This window comes from Pseudomonas sp. FG36 (genome assembly GCF_057809275.1).
Window position 1 is genome coordinate 81514 of the sequence record NZ_JBMDJQ010000004.1, and the last position, 22687, is coordinate 104200.

The following is a 22687-nucleotide window of genomic DNA, read 5'->3' on the forward strand; positions in this document are numbered from 1 at the left end:
TTCAGCGATGCAGCACGTACTGCCCGCTGAACGTCACCGCAGGCTCGTCACTACCCTCGTTGCTCACCACCGTCTCCAGCGTCAGCCGTGCCCGCCCACGACGCTGGTACATCGTCAGGAATCGCTCCCAGGTCTTCTCGTCCGGCGCCGGGCAACGTGCCACGGCAGCCCCGGTGACTGGCAGCGGGTAGCTGATCTGCCCCTCCTGGATGACGATATGCCCGTCATCGATCCCCAGCTCGCGCAGCCGCAGGTACAGCCAGCCCCAGCCCACCAGCACCGCGCCGCAGTACAGGCTGCCGCCGAACATGGTGCTCTTGTGGTTGACGTTGGGCGCCAATGGCAGCTTCAGGCGCAAGGTGTGCGCCTGCCAATCGATGACTTCCATGCCCATCTCGCGGGTCAGCGGAATATCGCTGTGCAGTACGGACTGCAGGTACTGGCTGTCGTTGCTCATTGACGGTTGTCCTCCTGGTCGTCGTGCCCGCCAAAGCTCAGGCTGTGCTTGCGCAGCTTGTCGTGCAGGGTCTTGCGTGGGATACCCAGGGCCTCGGCGAGGCTGCGCATGGAGCTGTGCGGCTGCATCAGCTCGGCGGCGATCAGCGAGCGCTCGAACTGCTCGACCTGCTCGCTGAGGTTGCCGGTCGACACCGCAACATGGATATCGTTGGCCGCCGCAGGCGCCTGGCCATCAAGGGCCAGCTCCAGGCCAAGGGCAAAGCGTTCGGCGGCATTCTGCAACTCACGAACGTTGCCCGGCCAGTCATGGCGCAGCAGCAGGGCACGCTGCGCCGGTTGCAGGTTGTGGGGCGGCAGGCCATGGCGTTCGCTGGCGGCATCGGCGAAGTGCTGGAACAACACCAGGATGTCGTCGCCGCGCTCGCGCAACGCGGGGATACGCAGCGGCGCGACGTTCAGGCGGTAGTACAGGTCGGCGCGGAAACGGCCTTGGTCGGCGGCCTGGCGCAGGTCTTCCTTGGTGGCGGCGATGATGCGGATATCCAGCGGGATCAGCTGGTTGCCGCCCAGGCGCTCGACCACCCGCTCCTGCAGCAGGCGCAGCAGCTTGACCTGTACATCCAGGCTCATGCTTTCGATTTCGTCGAGGAACAGCGTGCCGCCATTGGCGAACTCGAACTTGCCGATGCGGCGCTTCTGCGCGCCGGTAAAAGCGCCCGGCTCATGGCCGAACAACTCGCTCTCGACCACCGACTCGGCCAGGGCGCCGGCATTGATCGCCACGAACGGACCGTCGCGTCGGCTCGACAGGTCGTGCAGGGCTCGCGCCACCACCTCCTTGCCGGCGCCGGTCTCGCCAAGAATCAGCACGTCGGCGCGGGTGCCCGCCAAGGCGCCGATCTGCTCGCGCAGGCGTTGCATGCCGGGCGACTGGCCGACCAGGCGCGTGGCCAGGTGCTGGCGGTCGCTCAGGGCCAGGCGCAGGCTGCGGTTGTCCAGCACCAGGCGGCGCAGGGCCAGGGCGCGGCGCACGCTGTCGAGCAGGGAATCACTGGCGAAAGGCTTTTCGAGGAAGTCGTAGGCGCCGGCGCGCATTGCCTGCACCGCCAGCGGCACATCGCCGTGGCCGGTGATCAGCAGCACCGGCAGTTCGCTGTCGCGGGCGTGCAGTTGCTCCAGCAGTTGCAGGCCATCGATGCCGGGCATGCGGATATCGCTGACCACCACGCCCGGCCAGTCCTCCTCCAGGCGTTCGGCCAGGCCCTGGGCGTCGGCCAAGGCCACCACCTTGAGCCCGGCCAGGTCGAGGGTCTGGCTCAGGGCCTGGCGCAGGTGCGGGTCGTCATCGACCAGGATCACCTGGGCACGGCTGTCGATCGGTGTCTCGGTGCTCATGCCGAGGTGTCCTCCGAAGATTGCAGATTGGCGCCGGGCTTGGCCACGCGCAGTTTCAGGGTCAGCAGGGCGCCGCCTTCCGGGTGGTTGCCCAGCAGCAACTCGCCGCCGAGCGCGTGCATCAGGCTTTCGCAGATAGCCAGCCCCAAGCCGAGGCCCTGGGTGCGCGTCTTGGTGGTGAAGAACGGCTCCTTGGCGTGTTCCAGGGCCTGGCGGCTGAAGCCTGGGCCATTGTCGCGGATGTACAGGTAGACGCAGCCGTCCTGGCGCTCGGCACTTAGCCACAGCCTGCGGGGGTTGGCTTTTTCGGTCAGGGCATCGAGGGCGTTGGCCAGCAGGTTGCCCAGCACCTGGCGCAGGCGGGTCTCGCCGGCCTGTACCCACAGCGTGGCCTCGGGCAGGTCGCGCACCAGCTCGACGGCCATGGCCCGGCGACGCTTGGCCAGCAGCGCCAGGGCATCATCCAGGGCCGGTTGCAGGGCAACGCTCTCCGGGGCGTGCTGGTCGCGGCGGGCGAAGGCGCGCAGGTGGGCGATGATCGAGGCCATGCGCCCGGTCAGTTCGCCAATCAGCTTGAGGTTGCCGCGCACATCTTCGGTGCGCTGATGGTCGAGGAGAATCTCGGCGTTCTCGGCATAACTGCGAATCGCCGCCAGCGGTTGATTGAGCTCATGGCTGATGCTCGCCGACATGGTGCCCAATACCGAGAGTTTGCCGGCCTGGACCAGTTCGTCCTGGGCGCGCACCAGCTCCTGCTGGGCGCTTTCGCGCTCCAGCACCGCGCTCTTGAGCCGGGTATTGAGGCCTTCCAGGTCGGCGGTGCGCTCGATCACGCGCTTTTCCAGCTCTTGCCGGGCAAGGGCCTCGAAGTCGATGCGGTCGATGTAGTGGCGGCGGCGCTGCATCACCAGGCCAGCCAGGAGCATGGTCACCAGCAGCGCGCCACCGCCGATGGCCATGACCGTCTGCACCGAGCGGTCGACCAGCAGGCGCGGGGCGAGGATGTTCACCTGCCAGCCGGTTTCCTTGATGTCGCGGGTCTGGACCAGCCAGGCGTCGCGGTTGAGGCTCAACGGCTGCGGGGCCTGGGTCGGGTAGGGCTGGATGGCGACGATGGCCTGGCGCTCGGCCGCGGTCAATTCGCGGGTTGCACGGAACCGCCAGTCCGGGCGCGAGGTGAGTACCACCACGCCGTTCTGGTCGGTCAGCAGCAGTTGTTCCGGCGTGCGGCCCCACAGGGTTTCGGTGTGGTCGAGGTCGACCTTGACCACCAGCACGCCGATCACCTTGTCGCGGTCGTGCACGGCGGCGGCGAAGAAGTAGCCGCGCTTGGCCGAAGTGGTGCCCTGGCCGAAGAACCGCCCCAGCCGCCCCTCCATCGCCTCGATGAAGTACGGGCGGAATGAGAAGTTGCGGCCGACGAAGCTGTCCTGCTTGTCCCAGTTGGACGCGGCCAGGGTGTTGCCGCTGACATCCATCAGGTACATCACCTCGGCACCGGTCTGCTGGGTGATGCCCTTGAGCAACCGGTTGGCGTTGGTCACCGCTTCGAGGCGAAACGGGTCGGCCAGTACGCCGCGCAGCGCCGGCAGGTCGCCGAGGATCTGCGGCAGGGTTTCGTAGCGGTGCAGGGTGCCCAGCAGGTTGGCAACGTAGAGGTCGAGGGTCTGGCGATTCTGCGAGGCCAGCTCATCCTGGTAGTAGCGCTCGGCCAGGTGGTGCAGCGGCCACAGCAGCGGGGCCAGGCACAGCGCCAGCAGGGCCAGGCTGCGCCAGCGGGGGCGGCGGGGAGGCGTGGGTCTTGGGATCATCGCAATAAGGGCGCCAGTAGGATCTGGCGCAATTATGCGCTACTTGAGGCAGTCGATGAGTGCATCGTGCCAGTGCGGTTGGCTGACGTGCCATTCACGCGCCAGTCGGGAACAATCCAGGCGTGAGTTGAGCGGTCGTCTTGCCGGTGCCGGGTACTCGCTGGAAGGGATCGGCAGCAGCTCGGCGCAAGACCGCCCCTGGGCCTTGAGTTGGTCAGCGATGGCCTGGGCGAAGCCGTACCAGGAGGTCTCGCCCTGGGCGGTCAGGTGGTAGGTGCCCCAGGCACCGGCCTGGCCGTTGCGCCAGCGCTCGATCAGCGCGCGGGTGCTGGCGGCGAGAGTGGCTGCCCAGGTCGGGGCGCCGATCTGGTCGTTGACGACTTTCAGCTGTGGACGTTCCTGAAGCAGGCGCTGCATGGTCAGCAGGAAGTTGCGTCCATGCAGCGAATAGACCCAGCTGGTGCGCAGGATCAGATGTTCTCCGGCGACAGCGATGATGGCCTGCTCGCCCGCCAGCTTGCTTCGGCCATAGACGCCCAGTGGATTGGGGGCGTCATCCTCGTTGTAGGGAGCTGGCTTGCTGCCGTCGAAGACATAGTCGGTGGAGTAGTGGATCAGCGGTGCGCCGAGCCGTGCGGCTTCTTCGGCCAGTACCCGGGGCGCTTCGGCGTTGATGGCGTGGGCCAGCTGCGTTTCGCTTTCGGCCTGGTCGACTGCCGTGTAGGCGGCGGCGTTGATGATCAGGTCGGGCGCCATCTGGCGCAGCACGGCGCGCAGCTGCCCTGGTCGGGCCATGTCCAACCCGTCACGACCGAGCCGCTGCACATCGCCCAGGCCGCGCAATGCTTCCTGGAGTGCCAGTGCAACCTGGCCGTGGCGGCCGCAGACGAGGATCTTCATGGGAACAGCTGTGCATCGGCAAATGACGTGGCGGCCTGGTCCTTGGCCGACAGCAACGGTTGCCGGCCGTCCAGCTGCCAGTCGATGGCCAACTGCGGGTCGTCCCAGAGGATGCCGTGCTCGGCGTCGGGGTTGTAGTAGTCGGTGGTCTTGTAGAGCACTTCGGCCGACTCGCTCAACACCCGGAAACCATGGGCGAAACCCGGTGGCAGCCACAGCTGGCGATGGTTGTCGGCGGACAGCCGCACCGCCACCCACTGACCCAGGGTTGGCGAGCTGCGACGGATGTCCACCGCCACGTCAAGGATATCGCCCTGCAGCACGCGGACCAGCTTGCCCTGGGCATTCTGCAACTGGTAGTGCAGCCCGCGTAGCACGCCGTGTCGGGAGCGAGAGTGGTTGTCCTGGACGAAGGGCGTGTCGATGCCGGTGCGCAGGGCGAAGTCGCGGGCGTTGTAGCTTTCGTAGAAAAAACCGCGGCTGTCGCCGAACACCTTGGGCTCGATGATCAGGACTCCGGGGAGTGCGGTGGCGATGACATTCATGGCTGTTCTTCGGCCAGCTGGCTCAGGTATTGGCCGTAGCCGGTCTTTTGCAGTTCGCAGGCCTTGGCCAGCAGTTGCTCACGGCTGATCCAACCGTTCTGGAAGGCGATCTCTTCCAGGCAGGCCACCTTCAGCCCCTGGCGATGCTCGAGGGTCTGCACGTACTGCGAGGCTTCCAGCAGGCTGTCGTGGGTGCCGGTGTCGAGCCAGGCGAAGCCACGGCCGAAGCGTTCTACGCGCAGGTCGCCGCGTGCCAGGTAGGCATTGTTGATGTCGGTGATCTCCAGTTCGCCGCGGGCTGACGGGCGGATGCTCTTGGCGATGTTCACCACATCGTTGTCGTAGAAGTACAAGCCGGTCACGGCATAGCTGGACTTGGGTTGCCTGGGTTTTTCCTCGATCGAAAACGCCCGGCCATCGGCGTCGAACTCGATCACGCCGAAGCGCTCCGGGTCCTTGACCCAGTAGCCGAACACGGTGGCGCCCGAGGGCTGCCGCACCGCACGCTGCAGCTGTTCGCTGAAGCCCTGGCCGTGGAAGATGTTGTCGCCGAGGATCAGGCACACGGCATCGTCACCGATGAACGATTCGCCGATCAGGAACGCCTGTGCCAGCCCGTCGGGGGACGGTTGTTCGGCATAGCTTATGTGAATGCCGAACGGGCTGCCGTCACCGAACAACTGGCGGTACTGCGGCAGATCCTGTGGCGTGGAGATCAGCAGGATGTCGCGGATGCCGGCGAGCATCAGCACCGAGATCGGGTAGTAGATCATCGGTTTGTCGTAGATCGGCAGCAGCTGCTTGGAGACGCCGAGGGTGATGGGGTGCAGGCGGGTGCCCGTGCCGCCGGCCAGGACGATGCCTTTGGTCATGCGATCAGGTCCTTGAAGTCCGAATTGCCCAGGCGCTCGCCTTGATAGCTGCCGTCCTGGACCTGGCGGCACCACTCGAAATTGTCCAGGTACCATTGCACAGTCTTGCGCAGGCCCGAGGCGAAGGTTTCCTGCGGTACCCAACCGAGCTCACGCTCGATTCGGCCGGCATCGATAGCGTAGCGCAGGTCATGCCCCGGGCGGTCCTGGACGTGGGTGATCAGGTCGGCGTAGCGGGTCACCCCGGCGGGGTGCGCAGGGGCCAGCTCCTCCAGCAGCGCACACACGGCCTGCACCACGTCGATGTTCCGCTGCTCGTTGTGGCCGCCGATGGTGTAGGTCTGGCCGACCTCTCCAGTGGTTACGATCCGGAGCAGGGCTTGGACGTGATCCTCGACGTACAGCCAGTCGCGGACTTGCTGGCCATCGCCGTACACCGCAAGCGGCTTGCCGGCCAGGGCGTTGAGGATGGTCAACGGGATCAGCTTTTCGGGGAAGTGGTACGGACCGTAATTGTTGGAACAGTTGCTGATCACTGTCGGCAGCCCGTAGGTACGGTGCCAGGCGCGGACCAGGTGATCAGCTGCCGCCTTGCTGGCCGAGTAGGGGGAGCTGGGCGCGTACGGCGTGTTTTCATCGAACAGGTCGTTGGTGCCTTGCAGGTCTCCGAACACTTCGTCGGTGGAAACATGGTGGAAACGGAACGCTTCGCGGGCGCTTTCGTCCAGCGTGCTCCAGTATCCGCGAGCGGCCTCCAGCAGGCTGTAGGTGCCGACGATGTTGGTCTGGATGAAGTCCGCCGGGCCATCGATGGAGCGGTCGACGTGCGACTCCGCGGCCAGGTGCATGATGGCGTGTGGCTGGAACCTGGCAAGCATGGCGCTGACACTGACCTGTTCGGCGATATCGGCCTGGACAAACTCATAGCGGGGGTGGTCGGCAATCCGCTGCAGCGACTGCAGGTTGCCCGCGTAGGTCAACTTGTCGAGATTGAGCACTTCATGATCGGTGTGTTCGATCAGATAGCGGACCAAGGCCGAGCCGATGAAACCGGCGCCGCCGGTGACGAGAATGCGCATGTGCGGGTGCCTGTGCGGAAAGCGTATTACCAGGTGCCTAGCTTGTTGGCTGGCGCCGCTCGTGGCAAGTCGTGAATGCACGACGGCCTGTCGTCTGTGCAAGGCTGCCACTTGCTTATCACCCCCGGTGGTGGCGATATAAGCGACAAAAAAACGAGGTTCCCCGTTCATGCCCCTGAGCCCCCTGATCCAGCGTTCGAGCCAGCCCAGTCCTTCACTTGGCGAGGCCCAGGCCCATGCCCTGCTGAGGTCGCACTACGATTTGCAGGGCACGTTGCAGGTGCTGGGCAGCCAGCAGGACCTCAACTTTCGCGTGGACAGCGACCAGGGCCGCTTCGTGCTCAAGGTCTGTCATGGCAGCTATGCGGCGGTCGAACTGCAGGCCCAGCACGCGGCGCTGGCGTTCCTGCATGGGCAAGGCGTGCCAGTGCCGGTAGTGCGCACAGCTAGTACAGGCGAGCTATTGCTGGACCTCGAGGTCGATGGCCAGCCGCTGCGGGCCCGTCTGCTCGATTACATCGACGGGCAGCCACTGACCCGCCTGGGCCATCTGCCAGCGCGGGTGATGGCTGAGCTCGGTGCGCTTTGCGCCCTTGTCGATAAGGCGCTGGCCGACTTCGATCATCCAGGCCTCGAGCGCACCTTGCAGTGGGATCCGCGCCATGCCCAGGTACTGATCCAGCATTTGTCGCCCGTATTGCAGGATGCCCAGCGCCGGGCGCAGGTGGAGCAGGTCGCCCAGGCGGCATCCGCACGTCTGCAACCGTTAATTGACCTGCTACCGACCCAGGCCGTGCACCTGGACATCACCGACGACAACGTGGTCTGGGCCCGCGACGCCGAGCGGCAGTGGCAGGTGCAGGGTGTCATCGACTTTGGTGACCTGGTGCGTACCTGGCGCATTGCCGATCTGTCGGTGACCTGCGCGGCCTTGCTGCATCACGCCGAGGGTGACCCGCTGCGGATCCTGCCGGCGGTCAGCGCCTATCATGCCGTGAATCCCCTGCAGGACGCGGAGTTGCGCGCCCTCTGGCCGCTGGTGCTGAACCGCGCGGCTGTGCTGGTGCTCAGCAGCGAGCAGCAACTGGCCATCGACCCGGACAACCAGTACACCCGCGACAACATCGCCCACGAGTGGGAGATTTTCGATACGGCCTGCGCCGTGCCCGCAGCTTTGATGGAGGTGGCGATCCTCCAGGCGGTAGGGCGCAAGCCAGCCAGCATCGATCTTGGCGATTGCGCCGTGTTGCTGCCGGCGTTGAACAGCGAGACGGTGACTCGGGTCGACCTCGGCGTGCTCAGCCCCTACTGCGAGGCGGGCAACTGGGAGCAACCCGGCTTTGACCAGCGCCTGCTTGCTGCCCAGCCGGGGCCGGCGTGCAGCCTGCATGGGCAGTACCGCCTGTCGCAAACCCACATCGACCGGCCTGAAGAACCGGCTACCTGCGCCCTGGGCGTGGAGCTGAACCTGTCGCCCGGCACCGCGTTGCAGGCGCCCGATGCTGGGGTATGGCAATGCATCGGCGAGGGCCATGGCTGCCTGCGCACCGCGCACTGGAACCTGTGGCTCGAAGGCCTGGAAGAGGCGCCGACCGATGGCCAGACGCTGCTCAAGGGCCAGGTCATCGGCGCGACCTGTGGGTACCTTCGCGTGCAACTGTGCGTGGATACCGATATCCGTCCACCCTTCTTTGCCACGCCCTCCCACGCTGCCGCCTGGCTGGCCCTGTGCCCGTCGTCGCAAGCCTTGCTGGGCTTCGCCTGCGACGCCGAGCCGCTGGCCGACGCGCAAGCCCTGCTGGCCCGTCGCGATGCCAGCTTCGCGCGCTCGCAGAAGCATTACTACGCCGAGCCTCCGCACATCGAGCGCGGTTGGCGCAATTACCTGATCGACATGCAGGGCCGCTCGTATCTGGACATGCTCAACAACGTCGCGGTGCTCGGCCATGGCCATCCGCGCATGGCCGCCGAGTCGGCGCGCCAGTGGTCGCTAGTCAACACCAACTCGCGCTTTCACTACGCAGCCATCGCCGAATTCTCCGAACGCCTGCTGGAAGTGGCCCCGGAAGGCTTCGACCGGGTGTTCCTGGTCAACAGCGGCACCGAGGCCAATGACCTGGCGATCCGTCTGGCCTGGGCCTACAGCGGCGGGCGCGACCTGCTCAGCGTGCTGGAGGCCTACCACGGCTGGTCGGTGGCCACTGACGCGATCTCCACCTCCATCGCCGACAACCCCCAGGCCCTGGAGACCCGGCCGGACTGGGTGCATCCGGTGGAGGCGCCAAATACCTTCCGCGGGCGCTACCGGGGCGCCGACAGCGCCGCCGACTACCTCCGCGATGTCGATGCCAAGCTGGCCGACCTCGACGCCCGTGGTCGCCAGCTGGCTGGGATGATCTGCGAACCGGTGTACGGAAACGCTGGGGGCATCTCGTTGCCGCCGGGCTACCTGCGCGAGGCTTATGCCAAGGTGCGCCAGCGTGGTGGGGTGTGCATCGCCGACGAGGTGCAGGTCGGTTACGGGCGCCTGGGCGAGTACTTCTGGGGCTTCGAGGAGCAGGGCGTGGTGCCGGATATCATCACCATGGCCAAGGGCATGGGCAACGGCCAGCCGCTGGGCGCGGTGATCACCCGGCGCGAGATCGCCGAGGCGCTGGAGGCCGAGGGCTACTTCTTCTCGTCGGCCGGGGGCAGCCCGGTCAGTTGTCGCATCGGCATGGCGGTGCTGGACGTAATGCGTGATGAAGGGTTGTGGGACAACGCCCGAGACGTGGGCCGTTACTTCAAGGCTCGGCTACAGGCATTGGTCGATAAATATCCGCTTGCTGGCGCCGCCCATGGTTCCGGGTTCTACCTGGGGCTGGAGCTGGTACGCGATCGCCAGACGCTGGAACCGGCGACCGAGGAGACCATGATCCTGTGCGATCGCCTGCGCGACCTGGGGATCTTCATGCAGCCGACTGGCGACTACCTGAACATCCTCAAGATCAAGCCACCGATGTGCACCACGCGGTCCAGCGTGGATTACTTCGTCGACAGCGTGGAGCGGGTCCTCGGCGAGGGGCTCTGATTCAAGGCATGCAGGCCTGGCAAGTCGATTGTTATCGGTTCGCCAGGCTTTTTTATGCCTAAATATTTTGTGATTATCTATTTAAAGTCGATATTTATCGGTTGTAATATCGTCTGATCATTACGCTGCCTATACTGGCGGGCCTGCATCTTTTCCGATCACCGACCTGGCGCCCCTGGCCCCGGGCCTTCGCAGAGGTTACCCATGAAGACCCTCAACTCGACCCCCCGCGCCGACGGTTTCCACATGCCCGCCGAGTGGGCCCCGCAGACCCAGGTTTGGATGGTCTGGCCGGAGCGCCCGGACAACTGGCGCTTGGGCGGCAAGCCGGCGCAGGCCGCGCACGTGACCCTGGCCAAGGCCATCGCCCGCTTCGAGCCGGTCACCGTGGCGGTGTCCGCCGGCCAGTACGAGAACGCCCGTCGCCAACTCGACCTGCCCAACATCCGCGTGGTCGAAATCAGCAATGACGACGCCTGGGTACGTGACACCGGCCCGACCTTCGTCATCAACGACCACGGCGAGGTACGCGGCGTGGACTGGGGCTTCAACGCCTGGGGCGGTTTCGACGGCGGCCTGTACGCGCCCTGGAACCGTGACGAGGAGTTGGCCGCCAAGGTCATGGAGATGGAGCGCGTGCAGCGTTACCACACCGAAGGCTTCGTGCTCGAAGGCGGTTCGATCCACGTCGATGGCGAAGGCACTCTGATCACCACCGAAGAATGCCTGCTCAACCGCAACCGCAACCCGCACCTGGACCGCGAACAGATCGAGGAGATCCTGCGCGAGCACCTGGCAGTCGAGACCATCGTCTGGCTGCCGGACGGCCTGTACAACGACGAGACCGACGGCCACGTCGACAACTTCTGCTGTTACGTCAGCCCAGGCGAAGTGTTACTGGCCTGGACCGATGATTCCAATGACCCCAACTATGCGCGCTGCCACGCCGCCTATGAGGTGCTGAAAAACACCCGCGACGCCAAAGGGCGCGAGTTCGTGGTGCACAAGATGCCGATCCCGGGGCCGCTGTACGCCACCCAGGCAGAATGTGACGGCGTCGATCACGTGGTGGGCAGCCAGGAGCGCGACCCTTCGGTACGCCTGGCCGGTTCCTACGTGAACTTCCTGATCGTCAACGGCGGCATCATCGCCCCGAGCTTCGACGACCCGGCTGATGCGCAAGCCAGAGCGATCCTGGCCAAGGTCTTCCCGGACCACGAAGTGGTGATGATCCCGGGGCGTGAACTGCTGCTTGGCGGTGGCAACATTCACTGCCTGACCCAACAGCAGCCGGCACCGGTCAAACGCTGATCGGCCACTGAGAGAAAAGCCCGTCGCAAGACGGGCTTTTTTTTGCTGGCGATAGTCGGACACTTGGAATGGCACAGCAATTGTATTGATTTTTCTTCGTACTTCAGGGGAATCGGCCTACGCCGTTCTGTAATGTGCCTGAAGTAACTTAGCCGCTCACTCGGCCCAGGGAGTACGTGAGGAAATGAACGCAGCAAGTGAGTCGGCTTTGCCCTCAACGGCGGCCAGTCACCAATCGCTCAGAATCCTGGCTCAGTGGTTGAAACGTCATGGAGACGATCGGGTCAGGACGACCGACCCACGACGCCTGCTGGATGGGCGATACCCCCAAGGCCTGATCAGCGAGGAAGAGCTCGAAGCTCTGCTGGCTGTCTGGCATTGACCGGGAAGGAACCCGTCGCAGAAAAAAACGCCACCGCAATTGCGGTGGCGTTTTCGTTTGGGTGCCCTGTCCTTGACGTCCGCTCCTGATTGCAACTCAGAAGCTGTAGGTCCCGGTCACCACCAGGCTGCGCGGATCGCCCACCTGGATCTGCGCCGCGCTGGTGGCTGAGCTGTAGTAGGTCTTGTCGGTGATGTTGCTCAACGCCGCGCGTACATCCCAGTCGTGGGTGCGATAACCGGCCAGCGCGTCCCAGCGGCCGTAGCCCGGCAGGATCACGGTGTTCTGGTTGTCGGCGTAGCGGTCGCCGACCAGGGTCAAACCGGTTTCGGCGTACCAGCCCAGCTCCGGCTTCCAGGTCACGAACAGGCTGGCGTTACGCTTGGCCACGTCGTTGATGCGGTTGCCCTGCTGGCCGTTGTTGTCCTTGACGATAGTCGCGTCCTGCAGGCCGATGCCGCCGCGCACGTACCAGTTGCCCACCACGTTGCCGGTGGCGGTCAGCTCGATGCCGCGTGAACGCTGCAGGCCGCTGAGCTGGATCAGGTCCGGAATGATCGGGTCGCGGGTACGGCGGTTGTACAGTTCCAGCTCGTAGATCGCCAGGGTGGTGCTCAGGCGCTCGTCGAACCATTCGCTCTTGACCCCGATCTCCTTCTGCCGGGTCTGTTCCGGGTCGGTCTGGTTGGCATTGCCGGCCGCGCCAGGGGTGATGCCGATCAGGCCGCCACCGACCGGAGAGTAGGTCTTGCTCCAGGAGGCATAGAAGGAGTGGTCCTGCCAGGGGGTGTACACCACGCCGATACGCGGACTGAAACTGTTGTCCTTCTGCTTTTCCGAGATGTTGCGCAGTTTGTTGGTGGTGTCCACCTCGAACTGGTCGAAGCGCACACCGGCCAGCAGCTGCCACTGGTCGTTGAGGCGGATCTGGTCCTGCAGGTAGATCCCTCGGCTCTCGACGTCGGTGTGGTTGTTGCTGGACACCCGCATGGTGCCGTTGTGCTGTTGGCTGGCCGTGGCCCCCTGCAGCGGTACCGAGGGCACGCCTACGCCTTGGCTCAGCAGCGAGTTGCGACGTTGTTCGCCCATTTCCAGGCCCACCAGCAGCGTGTGCTCCAGACCGAAGGTTTCTACATGACCTTCGAGTTCGACGGTGTTGTAGAGATTGCGGGTGCTCAGGTCCTGCTGCCAGCGCTGGCGGTCCACCAGACCGGCAGCGGGGCGGTAGGCGGTCAGGTAGGTATTGTCGAAGTCGCTCTCCAGGGTGAACAGGCTGAAGGTGTGGCGCAGTTGCCACTGATCGTTCAGCTCGTAGTTCAGGCGCGAGCGCAGCGACTCGGCGCGGTCGTTGATGTAGTCGCGCTGGGTGTCGCCGTAGGTGGTCTTGCGGCTGACATCGGCGGGGCGCCCGGTGAGCGGGTTGCCGGGGATGCCACGGTCGGGCGTGCGGTCGTAGCGGCTGTACTCGTACTGCACCAGCCAGTTCAGCTCGGGGGTGATCTGCCAGCTCATGGACGGGGCGAACAGTTGGCGGTGGTTGCCGTCGATGCCGTCGCGGAAGCTGTTCTTGTCCTCGTTGCCCAGGTTCAGGCGCAGGCTGAGGGTGTCGCTGGGGTCGGCGCTGAGGTCGGCGTACAGGCTACGCAGGTCCTGGCTGCCACCTTGAGCCTCGATGGTCGAGCGGCGGCCGTGTTCCGGCGCCTTGCTCACCCGGTTGACGATGCCGCCCTGGCTGCCACGGCCATAAAGCACTGCCGCCGGCCCCTTGAGCACCTCGACCCGCTCGATGTTGTGCAGATCACGGGTGTACTGGCTGTCGTCGCGGACACCGTCCAGGTAGAAGTCGTTGCTGGCGTCAAAGCCGCGAATGCGCAGGCTGTCGAAGCGGGTGTCGGCGCCACTGCTGACGTTGGGGATGCCTTCCAGCGCCTTGCCCAGGTTGCTGCTGCCGTAGTCCAGCACGTTGCGGGTCTTCACCGAATCGATGGCCTGTGGCACGTAGCGCGCAGGGGTCGAGGTGCGGGTCGCGGTGGTCACGTCCTTGACTTGCGGGTTGTCCTCTTCGCGGGTGCTGTCGGCTGTCACCGAGGTTTCCGGCAAGGTCGTGGTGGCGGCACTGGCCAGGCCGGCGCTGAACAGCAGCGACAGGCCCAGGGTCAAGGGTGAAAGGCGGCAGGGGGCAGGCATCGAAGGCGTCCAAGGGAGGGAGTGAGAAATTAGGCGCGAATGGTAATGCTTGCTATTTACTGTTGCATCGACATTTGTAAAGGGTTGTCTTTACATATGTTTCAAGATGTTGCTATTCGTTTGGATTGATTTGAAATTGTCTTGGCATTCGCAGGGATGCGCTTCGGAATGGCTTGTGGAAGCGGCGGTGCGTGCAACGTTGCTCTCTGCGTGACCGCGCAGTGGGAAGAGCAGGGCAGTTCAAACAGGCTTTCGGAAGTCCTGCGGGAACATGGCCGTATGACGGTTTTATGGATTTCGACCGTTTTCCACAAAAGAGACAAATTTGCGCTGACCCACGGCAGATATGCATGGAAATGCACCAGCGCTGACCTTGTTTTTGGTTATATCAACCTGCATTTCACGTTTTTTTGACATGTATAAGCAGGCAGGGCTAGGATTCGGGCTCTACGCCTGCTGGCCATTCTCTGGCCATGCGGCTGCAAGGCCCGTTGCAGACCATTGGCGGGCCTTCGGCTTGGATCCGCATAGCGTCGAACCTACGAAGGGGCGTTGGTTCCTGGCGTTCTGATGCAGAGCGTTTTTGAATACGAAATAAGGAAAATAACATGTTGAAAACCAGGATCAGCCTGGTCGCCCTGGCGATGATCGCCGCGACCCAGGCACAGGCCAATGACCAGGCCGAGAGCAAGGGCTTCATCGAGGACAGCCACGCCAACGTCCTTCTGCGCAACGCCTTCATCAACCGTGACAAGAAGCATCACACCAACGACCAGTCCCAGTGGGGCCAGGGCGTCATCGCCAACTTCTCCTCCGGCTTCACTCAAGGCACCGTGGGCGTAGGTGTCGACGCGTTCGGCCTGTACGCCTTGCGCCTGGATGGTGGCAAAGGGCGCAACCAGGGTGGCGGTGTCGACTTCTTCAAGCGTTCGGACCCCACCCTTCCTGACGAAAAAACCAACGCTTCGCATAACCTGGCCCGTGGTGGCGCTGCGGTGAAGTTCCGTGTGTCCAACACTGTGCTCAAGTACGGTGACCAGATGCCGGCCTTGCCGGTTCTGCAGTACGACGACGGTCGCCTGCTGCCAGAAAGCTTCACCGGCACCATGATCACCTCCAAGGAGATCAAGGGCCTGGAAATCAACGCCGGCCGCTTCACCCAGGAAGCGCGCAAGAGCGCCGAGCGTCGTGATGGCGGCGGCCTGAAGTCGATCAACGTGCTCGGCGGCAGCTACAAGTTCACCGACAACTTCACCGCGTCGCTGTACACCGCCGACAACGAAGACGTGATGAAGAAGCACTACCTGGGCTTGAACTATGTCTTCCCGATTGCCAGCGACCAGTCCCTGACCCTGGACTTCAACGGCTACAAGTCGGACATCGACAACAAGTACGTGCGTGCCGCCAAGCTCAACGGCGACTCCAACACCATCTGGAGCCTGGCCGCCACCTACGCCTACGGCCCGCACTCGTTCACCCTGGCGCACCAGCGCAGCACCGGCAGCACCGGCTACAACTACGGCTGGTACCAGAACGATGGTGGCGTGGGTGACGGTGGCTCGACCATCTACCTCGCCAACTCCTACTGGTCCGACTTCAACGCAGAAGACGAGCGCTCCTGGCAGCTGGGCTACGGCCTGGACTTCGGTGCCTTCGGCGTACCGGGGCTGACCTACAAGTTTGCCTATGTAGTGGGTGACAACATCAACACCCGTAAGGTCGGCGCCCCACAAGGCTTCGGTGAAGGTAAAGAGCGCGAGATCTTCAACCAGATCCGTTACGTGGTTCAGGAAGGTCCGGCCAAGGACCTGTCCGTCAAACTGCGCAGCTCCTTCCTGCGGACCAACAATGCTGTCCAGCAGAACGGTTACAACGACGACGGCAACGAAGTCCGCGTATTCGTCGAGTACCCGATCAGCATCTTCTGATCCTGATCCCGCGTCACCCGCAGCCCCGGCCTATGCCGGGGCTGTTTCTTTCCGCTGCACGCTGACCGTCACCGGCGCCACCTCGATTTCCCCCGTCTCCGGCGCAAAGCTGTCACTGCGTGCCATCCGCCACATCCGTGCATAGAACTCGCTGTCGATCGCACCGCTGAGCAATTCGCCCGGCTTGAGGAAGGTGTGCAGCTGCGAGAACAGGCCGATCTCGCTGGCGCTGATACGCCGCGCCAGGTGCTTGGGCTTGAGTTCAGTAGGATGGTCCAGGCCGGCAGCGGCAAGCATCTCGGCCAGGGCATGCAGGGTATTGCGGTGGAAGCTTGCGACCCGCTCGGCCTTCTCCGGCACCACCAGCGCGCGCTGGCGCAACGCATCCTGGGTCGCCACGCCGGTCGGGCACTTGTTGGTGTGGCAGCTTTGCGACTGGATGCAGCCGATGGCGAACATGAAGCCCCGGGCCGAGTTGACCCAGTCCGCGCCGATGGCCAGCACGCAGGCTATGTCGAAAGCGCTGACCAGCTTGCCCGCCGCGCCGATGCGGATGCGCTCGCGCAGGTTCAACCCCACCAGGGTGTTGTGCACGAACATCAGGCCCTCGCGCAGCGGCACGCCCATGTTGTCGGAGAACTCCCGGGGCGCTGCGCCGGTGCCGCCTTCCTTGCCGTCGACGACGATGAAGTCCGGGGTGATGCCGGTGGCCAGCATGGCCTTGGCGATGCCCATGAACTCCCACGGGTGGCCCAGGCAGAACTTGAAGCCCACCGGCTTGCCGCCGGACAGCTCGCGCAGCCGGGCGACGAACTGCAGCAGTTCCCGCGGTGTGGCGAAAGCACTGTGGGCGGCCGGCGAGATGCAGTCCTCGCCCTCGCGCACGCCTCGGGTGGCGGCAATCTCGGCGCTGACCTTGTGCCCCGGCAGGATCCCGCCATGGCCCGGCTTGGCGCCCTGGCTGAGCTTGATCTCGATCATCTTCACCTGGGCGGCGCGGGCCTGCTCGGCGAAGCGCTCGGGGTCGAACTGGCCGTCTTCGCTGCGGCAGCCGAAATAGCCGCTGCCGATTTCCCAGATCAGGTCGCCGCCGTGTTCGCGGTGGTAGGGGCTGATGCTGCCCTCACCGGTGTCATGGGCGAAGCGGCCCAGGCGCGCGCCCTTGTTCAGCGCAGCGATGGCATTGGCGCTGAGGGCGCCGAAGCTCATGGCCGAGATGTTGAAGATCGACGCCGAGTACGGTTGGCGGCACTGTGGGCCGCCGATGCGAATGCGGAACGACGCAGGGTCGGGCATCGGCACCGGCAGCATCGAGTGGCTGATGAACTCGAAGCCCGGTTTGTAGGCATCGTTGAGCGTGCCGAAGGCTTTCTCGGCACTCTCGTTCTTGGCCCTGGCGTAGACCAGTGAACGCTGGGCGCGGGAGAACGGCAGCTTGTCGTCGTCGCCCTCGATCAGGTACTGGCGGATCTCCGGGCGGATGGTCTCGATCAGGTAGCGGATATTGCCCAGGATCGGGTAGTTGCGGCGCACGGCGTGGTGGCGTTGGCGCAGGTCGTTGAGGCCGACCAGGCTGAGCAGGGCAGTGATCACGCAAAACAACCACAGCCAGCTGTGCTGGGCGAGCAAGGGGATACTGGCAAAGGTGAAGATCAGGCACGCGGCCAGGCAGGCATAGCGGCTGGGGAGCGAATCTTTCATGGGTCCATCGCAGACAGGATGACCCGACCTAGGATAGGCAAAGCGGGCGCGCGGAAAACCAGTGGTTTCGGTAAAACACTCTTGCGCGCGCGACTTGCGTTCAATCGTCGCCCTGGGCTAACGCCGTGCTCGCTTGGCGGCCCGGGATCGCCCCGGGCCGCTCGCACAGGTTCACGCCAGCTCGAAGTACCACTCCAGGAAGGCGTTGAAATCTGGGTATTGAGGCTTGACCTTGCCGGCGAGGAAGTCCACCAGCAACGGCCCTGCCTCCAGCTCCAGCACTTCCCCAGTGCGGGTGTTATAGAAGAAACCGTGTTCAGCCTGGAAATCATCCAGCGGCAGGTACTCCTCCGGCAGGCCCATATCCCGTGCGGCTTCAATCGAATCTTCGTAGCTGGAGTTAACCAGGAACCAGCCTACCTGGAAGATCTCGGTGTGGCGGCTAAGGAAGGTAGGCGAATCCTCGACATGCAAAAAGAACTCGACAAAATCGGAGTCCATGGGGATACCCAGGTCGCTGAAGGCTTGCTGGTAGTCCTCGAAGGCATCATCGAACCACCAGCCCTTGGCTTTGCAATGGTCGATCAGTTTTTTGGAAAGCATGTCAGGCTCCACATCGGTTTGGTTTGCCACGGGCTTTCATGGCCGCGTTAGCGCGTTGTTTCCAGTATGCATCACGGTCAATGTCGAAAGCGCTACGATTGACCGGATTGTGGGGGTGGGCGTTGGGCAAGTGCGGATGCAAGGCATTGCTCTTGCGGAAGCGGTTATGGGTCTTCGCCGAAAGTTCGAACAAGGACCCCAGCCCATCCTGTTTCGAGTGATGCAGGTGCACCACTTGGTACTTGCCGTTCTTGACGATCATGGGGCTGCGATTTTCTTCCAGCACCAGTTGCATGTTGGTCTTCACGCCATTCTTGGTCTTGACCTTCAAGTCCCAGTCGATGTCCTGCTGATAGACCGTGTGCACATTGCCAGAAGGCGCCTCGAACACCGTTCGGGTGAAGATGCCGTCCAGGCCCAGCGGGTCGATCCAGGTGAACGGGTTGGGCCCATAGGCATACAGGTTCAGGCCACCGTACAGGCCAATCGGGTCCGGTTGGGTGAAGCGCCCGATATCGGGGTCGTAGTAACGGTGCAGGTTGTAGTGCAGGCCGGTTTCGCGATCAAGGTATTGGCCCTGAAAGCGTAGATTCTGCTCGTCGATGAAGCGCTCCTCGCGCTCCTCGCGCAAGGTATTGCCCCACACCTGATAGCTTGCCTGCCAGAGCAGCTTGCCCTGCTCGTCGGTCAGCTTGTTCGGCAGGCCATTGACGTCGTTGTGGAAGTGGCAGACCTGCTGCGTCTGGCCCTGGCCGTCGATGCGCGCAAGTGGCTCGAAGCCGTCGTTGGCATAGACGTAGATGCTGGTGCGGCCATTGCGTCGCTCGCTCAGCAGACGTTGGCCTTCCCAGGTGAAGCAGGTCTGGTTCAAAAGCTGACCCTGGCCGTCGTACTCGGCTTTTTCCAGCCTGCGCCCCAGCGGGTCATAGCGCATGCGCAGCACGCGTTCGCGCCCTGCCTGATGGCTGTCGACCCGTACCAGGCGGTGCTCGGCGTCGTAGTGAAAGTGCTGCGTGCCCCAGCGACGGCTGCGTTTTTCCCGCAACCGGCCGAAGGCGTCATAGCGATAGCCTTTGTCCTGATAGTGGCTCAGGCGATCATGGCGAACCGGCTTGGCCAGCGTCTGCGCGGGGTCTATCAGGTTGGCGGCAGCATCGTAGGCGAAGGCTTCATGGGTGCCATCGTGAGTATCTTGGCGCGCGATTATCCGGCCGGCCGCATCGTGGCGTAGCCACTGCTGATGCTGTTGGCCGGGCTGCTGGCTGAAATGCCCCGCCAGATCATCGGCCAAGCTCCACTGGTAGCTCTCCTGGAACGGCGCCAGCAGCTGGGAGGCTTGGTCGAGCTGGCGAGATTGGCGTCTGTGCACCCGCCCACTGCGGTCGTACTCGCTCTGTGTCGCCAGGCGACCTTGCACGCGCAAGGTCTCCCGATGCAGGCGGTCGCGTTCGAAGTCGCAGAGCAACAGGCCGTCGAGGTTGATGTGGTGCAGATGGCCATTGCCGTAGAAATGCCGATTGAGCCAGCGGCCATCAGGCAACTGGGTTTGGAGGGGATTGCCCAGTTCATCGTAGACCCGCCGCAGTACCCCGCCTGCAGTGTGCTCCTCGGTGTTTTGCCCCAAGGCGTCATAGGCGAACGCGACCCGTTGCTTGCTGCCGTCGCGGTCAATGCCGAGCACTTCCAGCAGTTGGTCCAACGCGTCGTAGCGATACTCGGTAACACCATCGTCGGTGGTCTTGGCGACCATTCGCCCACCGGCATCGCGGGTGTATTGATGGACGATTGCCGCTGGGTTCGCCTCGGCGAACTCGGGCGAGGGGTAAAACTCCAGCGCGATCAGGTTGTCCGTGGCGTCATAGCGGTAGCGGCGTCCGCCGCCGTCCAGCGCTTGCTGGTCGATCAAGCGATCGAGCGGGTCCCAGCTGAACCGATAGTGCTCGCCGTTGCCATTGCGCAGGGTACTCAAGCGACCGTAGGGGTCGTAGCGATACTCCACCTGGTGACCGAGTGGGTCGATGCTTTTCCAGGCTTTGCCTTGCCGATTGAAACTGTAGAGGCTGGTTTGCCCGCCCGTATCGCTGTAGCGCACCAGCCGGCCCAGGGCGTCGTGCTCGAAGTGCTCGCGCCGACCGTCAGGCTGCACGATGGCGGTCAGGTAGCCCCGGATATCCCGCTCATAGGTGGTGCATTCACCCAAGGCATTGGTCACTGCCTGCAAGTGGCCGCGGTGATCGTAGTCGAAGCCGGTGGTTGCAGCAGAACAGTCGGTATAGCGCGTGAGTTGGCCCAGTGGGTTCCAGCGCAGCTGCTTGTGCTTGCCTGCCGCATCGATGATTTCCACAACCTGGCCGTGCACGTCGTAGCGGTAGCGAGTGACCTGGCCCAGCGGGTCGGTCTCGCTGGTGCGATTGCCACGCGGGTCATAGCGATACAGCCAACGATTACCCCCCCTGTCGGTGCGTACGCGTGGCAAGGCCCAATGCTCCAGCCACTGAAACGACTCACTGCGGCCAAGCGGGTCGATGCTCTCGGCCAGGTTGCCCGACTCGTCATAAAAGTACTGCCATTGACCGCCATCGGGCGCCTGGGCGCCGAGCAATTGGCGCTCATCGTTCCACTCGAAATGCCAGGTGTCGCCCAGCGCATTGGTGAACGAGGTGACCTGGTACTGCGGGTTCCAACGACGGGTCGAGACCCGTTGCAGGCCATCGGTGATACGCGTAATGCCCGCGCCAACGTCATACTCGAAGCGATACTCGTCGCCTTCGTTGGTCCAATGTCGGACCACCCGCCAGCCATCGTCGAAGCTCGCCCACTCATAGCAGCACTGCAGGCCGTCGTAGGTCTGGTGCAGGGTCAGGCGCGCGCCGGCATCGTAGGCGAACTGTCGGGTGGGGCAGGCCAGGGCATCTTCAACCTGGGCCAGGTTGCCATTGGCGTCATAGCGGTAGCTGACCAGCGTTTCTCGACTGGGGTGGGGCTGATGGGCATGGGGATAGTGACGATCAACCGCGAGCAGCCGCTGCGGCCACTGGCTGCAATAGCGCAGGTGAATCTCGATCTGCCCGCTGCTGTCGCGCAAGTATGCCAGACGGCCGAGGTCGTCGTAGTCCAGGTAGAGACGGTTGTCGTTGCGGTCGCCCAGCTGGCTCAGGCGCAGGCGGTCAGGGTTGCCCGGCGTAGGCTCGAACAGCCGGTAAACCCCTTGCAGGCTTTCGATCAGCAGCTCGCCATTGAGGGCGTGACGCACGCTCAAGCCTTCACTGGCACTGAATACCGCATCGCCCTTGGGGATCTGCCCCATGTCGATGACCCGGGCTTGCTCATCGGTGAACAGCAAGCGTTCTGTGCCCGCGTCACGCTTCAACTCGACGAAGACTTCGTAAGCCACGCTCCAGCCGGGGCCAAAGAGCCCGTCGCGGCGTTCATCGCGGCTGTTGTAGTAGCGCTGCCAGGGCAACGGGATCGGGCCTGGCAGGTTGAAGTCCAGATCCTCCTCGCCGTTGAGCAACTTGGCGCCGGTGGGCGCGTGGACCGGATTCGGCGAGCCGACGATGGCAGAGGTGAGGGCGCTGGTGACCTGGCCGGTGACATAACTGCTCACGCCACCGATCAGCATGCAGCCAAATCGGCTGTAGAACTTGCCACCACGCCCGCGCAGGAGCATCAAGGCGGTGATCGCCAGGCCGATCCCAGGCGTCTTGCCGCTGCGTATCTCGCGCACCACGATGGGCTCGCCGCCGATGCGCACATTGTTCGACACCAGCCCGCCGTCGACGATCACCGCTTCACAGGTACTGCGGTCGCCACTGCGCGCAGCCGGATGGCCGTTGATCAAGACCTTGCTCGAACCTTCGGCAAGGTACTGCGGTGGCATCGGCGGGTGCTTGGTGCACAGCACCTTGTCGTCGGGGGCTTCCTGGGTGTTGGGCGCGGGGCTGGCGACGGTCGGCCGCCACATCTGTGAGAAGAAGCCCTTGGCCATGTCGAGGAAGGTCTCTTCCTGTTCCTCGGTCTGCGCGCTACCGCCCTCACCACTGGCCGGTGCCGAGGGCGCTGTGACCACGCCGGCCGCGCGCGCGGCGCGCTTGCCGTTGGTCTTGGTGTTGGGCGAGCCACTGACGATGGTGGCCTGCACGGTCGGCGGGAACAGGGCGTTGCCGATGCCCTCGCATAATCGACTGAGCCCGGTGTCCGCGCCGGTCTTGGCCATGACCACACCGACCACCAGGCCCACCACCGCGCCCAGCACGAAGCAGCCCAGGCCGCCGGTGACCACGGTAATGCCCAATGCCGCGGCCACCGCAGCGGTGGCCAGGGCGCCGATGGCGACGTTGGCGGCCACTTCCAGCACGCCGCCGATGATGTCGGCCATCACCGAGGTGTGCAGCAGCGCATCGCCTTCGCGGGCGGCCCAGAGTGCGTCAGGCATGGTGATGGC

The 22687-nt window shown here is 64.2% G+C and carries 15 protein-coding genes; 4 read left to right on the forward strand and 11 right to left on the reverse strand.

Features of this window, described 5'->3' with window-relative positions; all coding sequences use genetic code 11:
• Position 1 precedes the first annotated feature (1 nt).
• From ACODS9_RS05490 to rfbB, 7 genes are read right to left on the reverse strand one after another with little or no spacing between them, the layout of a single operon-like run.
• A complete protein-coding gene (locus tag ACODS9_RS05490) occupies positions 2 to 457 on the reverse strand; it encodes a thioesterase domain-containing protein (RefSeq protein ID WP_489093450.1) in 456 nt (151 codons plus the stop codon).
• Positions 454 to 1854, reverse strand: a complete 1401-nt coding sequence (locus tag ACODS9_RS05495) for a sigma-54-dependent transcriptional regulator (RefSeq protein ID WP_489093451.1) — start codon at positions 1852 to 1854, stop codon at positions 454 to 456. Before ACODS9_RS05495 ends, ACODS9_RS05490 begins: the two co-directional genes overlap by 4 nt.
• Positions 1851 to 3665, reverse strand: coding sequence for a sensor histidine kinase (locus tag ACODS9_RS05500; RefSeq protein WP_401107569.1), 1815 nt, complete (start codon positions 3663 to 3665; stop codon positions 1851 to 1853). Before ACODS9_RS05500 ends, ACODS9_RS05495 begins: the two co-directional genes overlap by 4 nt.
• A gap of 39 nt (positions 3666 to 3704) precedes the next feature.
• On the reverse strand, positions 3705 to 4565 hold the full coding sequence (gene rfbD, locus ACODS9_RS05505; RefSeq protein WP_489093452.1) for a dTDP-4-dehydrorhamnose reductase: 861 nt from the start codon (positions 4563 to 4565) through the stop codon (positions 3705 to 3707).
• Positions 4562 to 5110, reverse strand: a complete 549-nt coding sequence (gene rfbC, locus ACODS9_RS05510) for a dTDP-4-dehydrorhamnose 3,5-epimerase (protein WP_489093453.1) — start codon at positions 5108 to 5110, stop codon at positions 4562 to 4564. The genes rfbD and rfbC overlap by 4 nt, the downstream gene beginning before the upstream one ends.
• Positions 5107 to 5982, reverse strand: coding sequence for a glucose-1-phosphate thymidylyltransferase RfbA (gene rfbA, locus ACODS9_RS05515; RefSeq protein ID WP_489093454.1), 876 nt, complete (start codon positions 5980 to 5982; stop codon positions 5107 to 5109). Before rfbA ends, rfbC begins: the two co-directional genes overlap by 4 nt.
• Positions 5979 to 7061 (reverse strand): dTDP-glucose 4,6-dehydratase, encoded by a 1083-nt coding sequence (rfbB, locus tag ACODS9_RS05520; protein ID WP_489093455.1) that lies wholly within the window; start codon positions 7059 to 7061, stop codon positions 5979 to 5981. Before rfbB ends, rfbA begins: the two co-directional genes overlap by 4 nt.
• Before the next feature lie 169 nt (positions 7062 to 7230).
• Here rfbB and ACODS9_RS05525 point away from each other — a divergent pair, with 169 nt between their 5' ends.
• Both ACODS9_RS05525 and aguA read left to right on the forward strand, forming a co-directional pair.
• A complete protein-coding gene (locus ACODS9_RS05525) occupies positions 7231 to 10131 on the forward strand; it encodes an aminotransferase (RefSeq protein ID WP_489093456.1) in 2901 nt (966 codons plus the stop codon).
• A 204-nt stretch (positions 10132 to 10335) separates the two neighbouring features.
• Positions 10336 to 11442, forward strand: coding sequence for an agmatine deiminase (aguA, locus tag ACODS9_RS05530; RefSeq protein ID WP_111532493.1), 1107 nt, complete (start codon positions 10336 to 10338; stop codon positions 11440 to 11442).
• 478 nt (positions 11443 to 11920) lie between these two features.
• Here the strand turns inward: aguA and ACODS9_RS05535 are convergent, their stop codons facing one another.
• The gene (locus tag ACODS9_RS05535; RefSeq protein WP_489093457.1) at positions 11921 to 14011 is read right to left on the reverse strand and encodes a TonB-dependent receptor; all 2091 of its coding nucleotides are present in this window, start codon (positions 14009 to 14011) and stop codon (positions 11921 to 11923) included.
• 168 nt (positions 14012 to 14179) lie between these two features.
• Here ACODS9_RS05535 and ACODS9_RS05540 point away from each other — a divergent pair, with 168 nt between their 5' ends.
• Together ACODS9_RS05540 and ACODS9_RS05545 are read left to right on the forward strand one after the other, a co-directional pair.
• Complete coding sequence (locus ACODS9_RS05540; protein ID WP_401107584.1) at positions 14180 to 14425, forward strand: hypothetical protein; 246 nt, start codon at positions 14180 to 14182, stop codon at positions 14423 to 14425.
• Between the two features lie 194 nt (positions 14426 to 14619).
• On the forward strand, positions 14620 to 15939 hold the full coding sequence (locus ACODS9_RS05545; protein ID WP_110700207.1) for an OprD family porin: 1320 nt from the start codon (positions 14620 to 14622) through the stop codon (positions 15937 to 15939).
• 30 nt (positions 15940 to 15969) lie between these two features.
• Here ACODS9_RS05545 and ACODS9_RS05550 read toward each other — a convergent pair whose 3' ends face one another.
• The 3 genes from ACODS9_RS05550 to ACODS9_RS05560 all read right to left on the reverse strand — a co-directional run bounded on the left by ACODS9_RS05550 (position 15970) and on the right by ACODS9_RS05560 (position 22678).
• Positions 15970 to 17640, reverse strand: a complete 1671-nt coding sequence (locus ACODS9_RS05550; RefSeq protein WP_489093458.1) for an FMN-binding glutamate synthase family protein — start codon at positions 17638 to 17640, stop codon at positions 15970 to 15972.
• A 171-nt stretch (positions 17641 to 17811) separates the two neighbouring features.
• The gene (locus tag ACODS9_RS05555) at positions 17812 to 18243 is read right to left on the reverse strand and encodes a hypothetical protein (RefSeq protein WP_401107590.1); all 432 of its coding nucleotides are present in this window, start codon (positions 18241 to 18243) and stop codon (positions 17812 to 17814) included.
• Position 18244: 1 nt separating this feature from the next.
• Entirely contained in the window at positions 18245 to 22678 is a 4434-nt protein-coding gene (locus ACODS9_RS05560; protein WP_489093459.1) for an RHS repeat-associated core domain-containing protein, read from the reverse strand.
• Positions 22679 to 22687: the final 9 nt, after the last annotated feature.

Excerpts from the sequence above, each read along its gene's own strand:
- ACODS9_RS05490 (WP_489093450.1), bottom strand. The coding sequence starts at position 457 with ATGAGCAACGACAGCCAGTACCTGCAGTCCGTACTGCACAGCGATATT.
- ACODS9_RS05495 (WP_489093451.1), bottom strand. The coding sequence starts at position 1,854 with ATGAGCACCGAGACACCGATCGACAGCCGTGCCCAGGTGATCCTGGTC.
- ACODS9_RS05500 (WP_401107569.1), bottom strand. The coding sequence starts at position 3,665 with ATGATCCCAAGACCCACGCCTCCCCGCCGCCCCCGCTGGCGCAGCCTG.
- rfbD (WP_489093452.1), bottom strand. The coding sequence starts at position 4,565 with ATGAAGATCCTCGTCTGCGGCCGCCACGGCCAGGTTGCACTGGCACTC.
- rfbC (WP_489093453.1), bottom strand. The coding sequence starts at position 5,110 with ATGAATGTCATCGCCACCGCACTCCCCGGAGTCCTGATCATCGAGCCC.
- rfbA (WP_489093454.1), bottom strand. The coding sequence starts at position 5,982 with ATGACCAAAGGCATCGTCCTGGCCGGCGGCACGGGCACCCGCCTGCAC.
- rfbB (WP_489093455.1), bottom strand. The coding sequence starts at position 7,061 with ATGCGCATTCTCGTCACCGGCGGCGCCGGTTTCATCGGCTCGGCCTTG.
- ACODS9_RS05525 (WP_489093456.1), top strand. The coding sequence starts at position 7,231 with ATGCCCCTGAGCCCCCTGATCCAGCGTTCGAGCCAGCCCAGTCCTTCA.
- aguA (WP_111532493.1), top strand. The coding sequence starts at position 10,336 with ATGAAGACCCTCAACTCGACCCCCCGCGCCGACGGTTTCCACATGCCC.
- ACODS9_RS05535 (WP_489093457.1), bottom strand. The coding sequence starts at position 14,011 with ATGCCTGCCCCCTGCCGCCTTTCACCCTTGACCCTGGGCCTGTCGCTG.
- ACODS9_RS05540 (WP_401107584.1), top strand. The coding sequence starts at position 14,180 with ATGGCTTGTGGAAGCGGCGGTGCGTGCAACGTTGCTCTCTGCGTGACC.
- ACODS9_RS05545 (WP_110700207.1), top strand. The coding sequence starts at position 14,620 with ATGTTGAAAACCAGGATCAGCCTGGTCGCCCTGGCGATGATCGCCGCG.
- ACODS9_RS05550 (WP_489093458.1), bottom strand. The coding sequence starts at position 17,640 with ATGAAAGATTCGCTCCCCAGCCGCTATGCCTGCCTGGCCGCGTGCCTG.
- ACODS9_RS05555 (WP_401107590.1), bottom strand. The coding sequence starts at position 18,243 with ATGCTTTCCAAAAAACTGATCGACCATTGCAAAGCCAAGGGCTGGTGG.
- ACODS9_RS05560 (WP_489093459.1), bottom strand. The coding sequence starts at position 22,678 with ATGCCTGACGCACTCTGGGCCGCCCGCGAAGGCGATGCGCTGCTGCAC.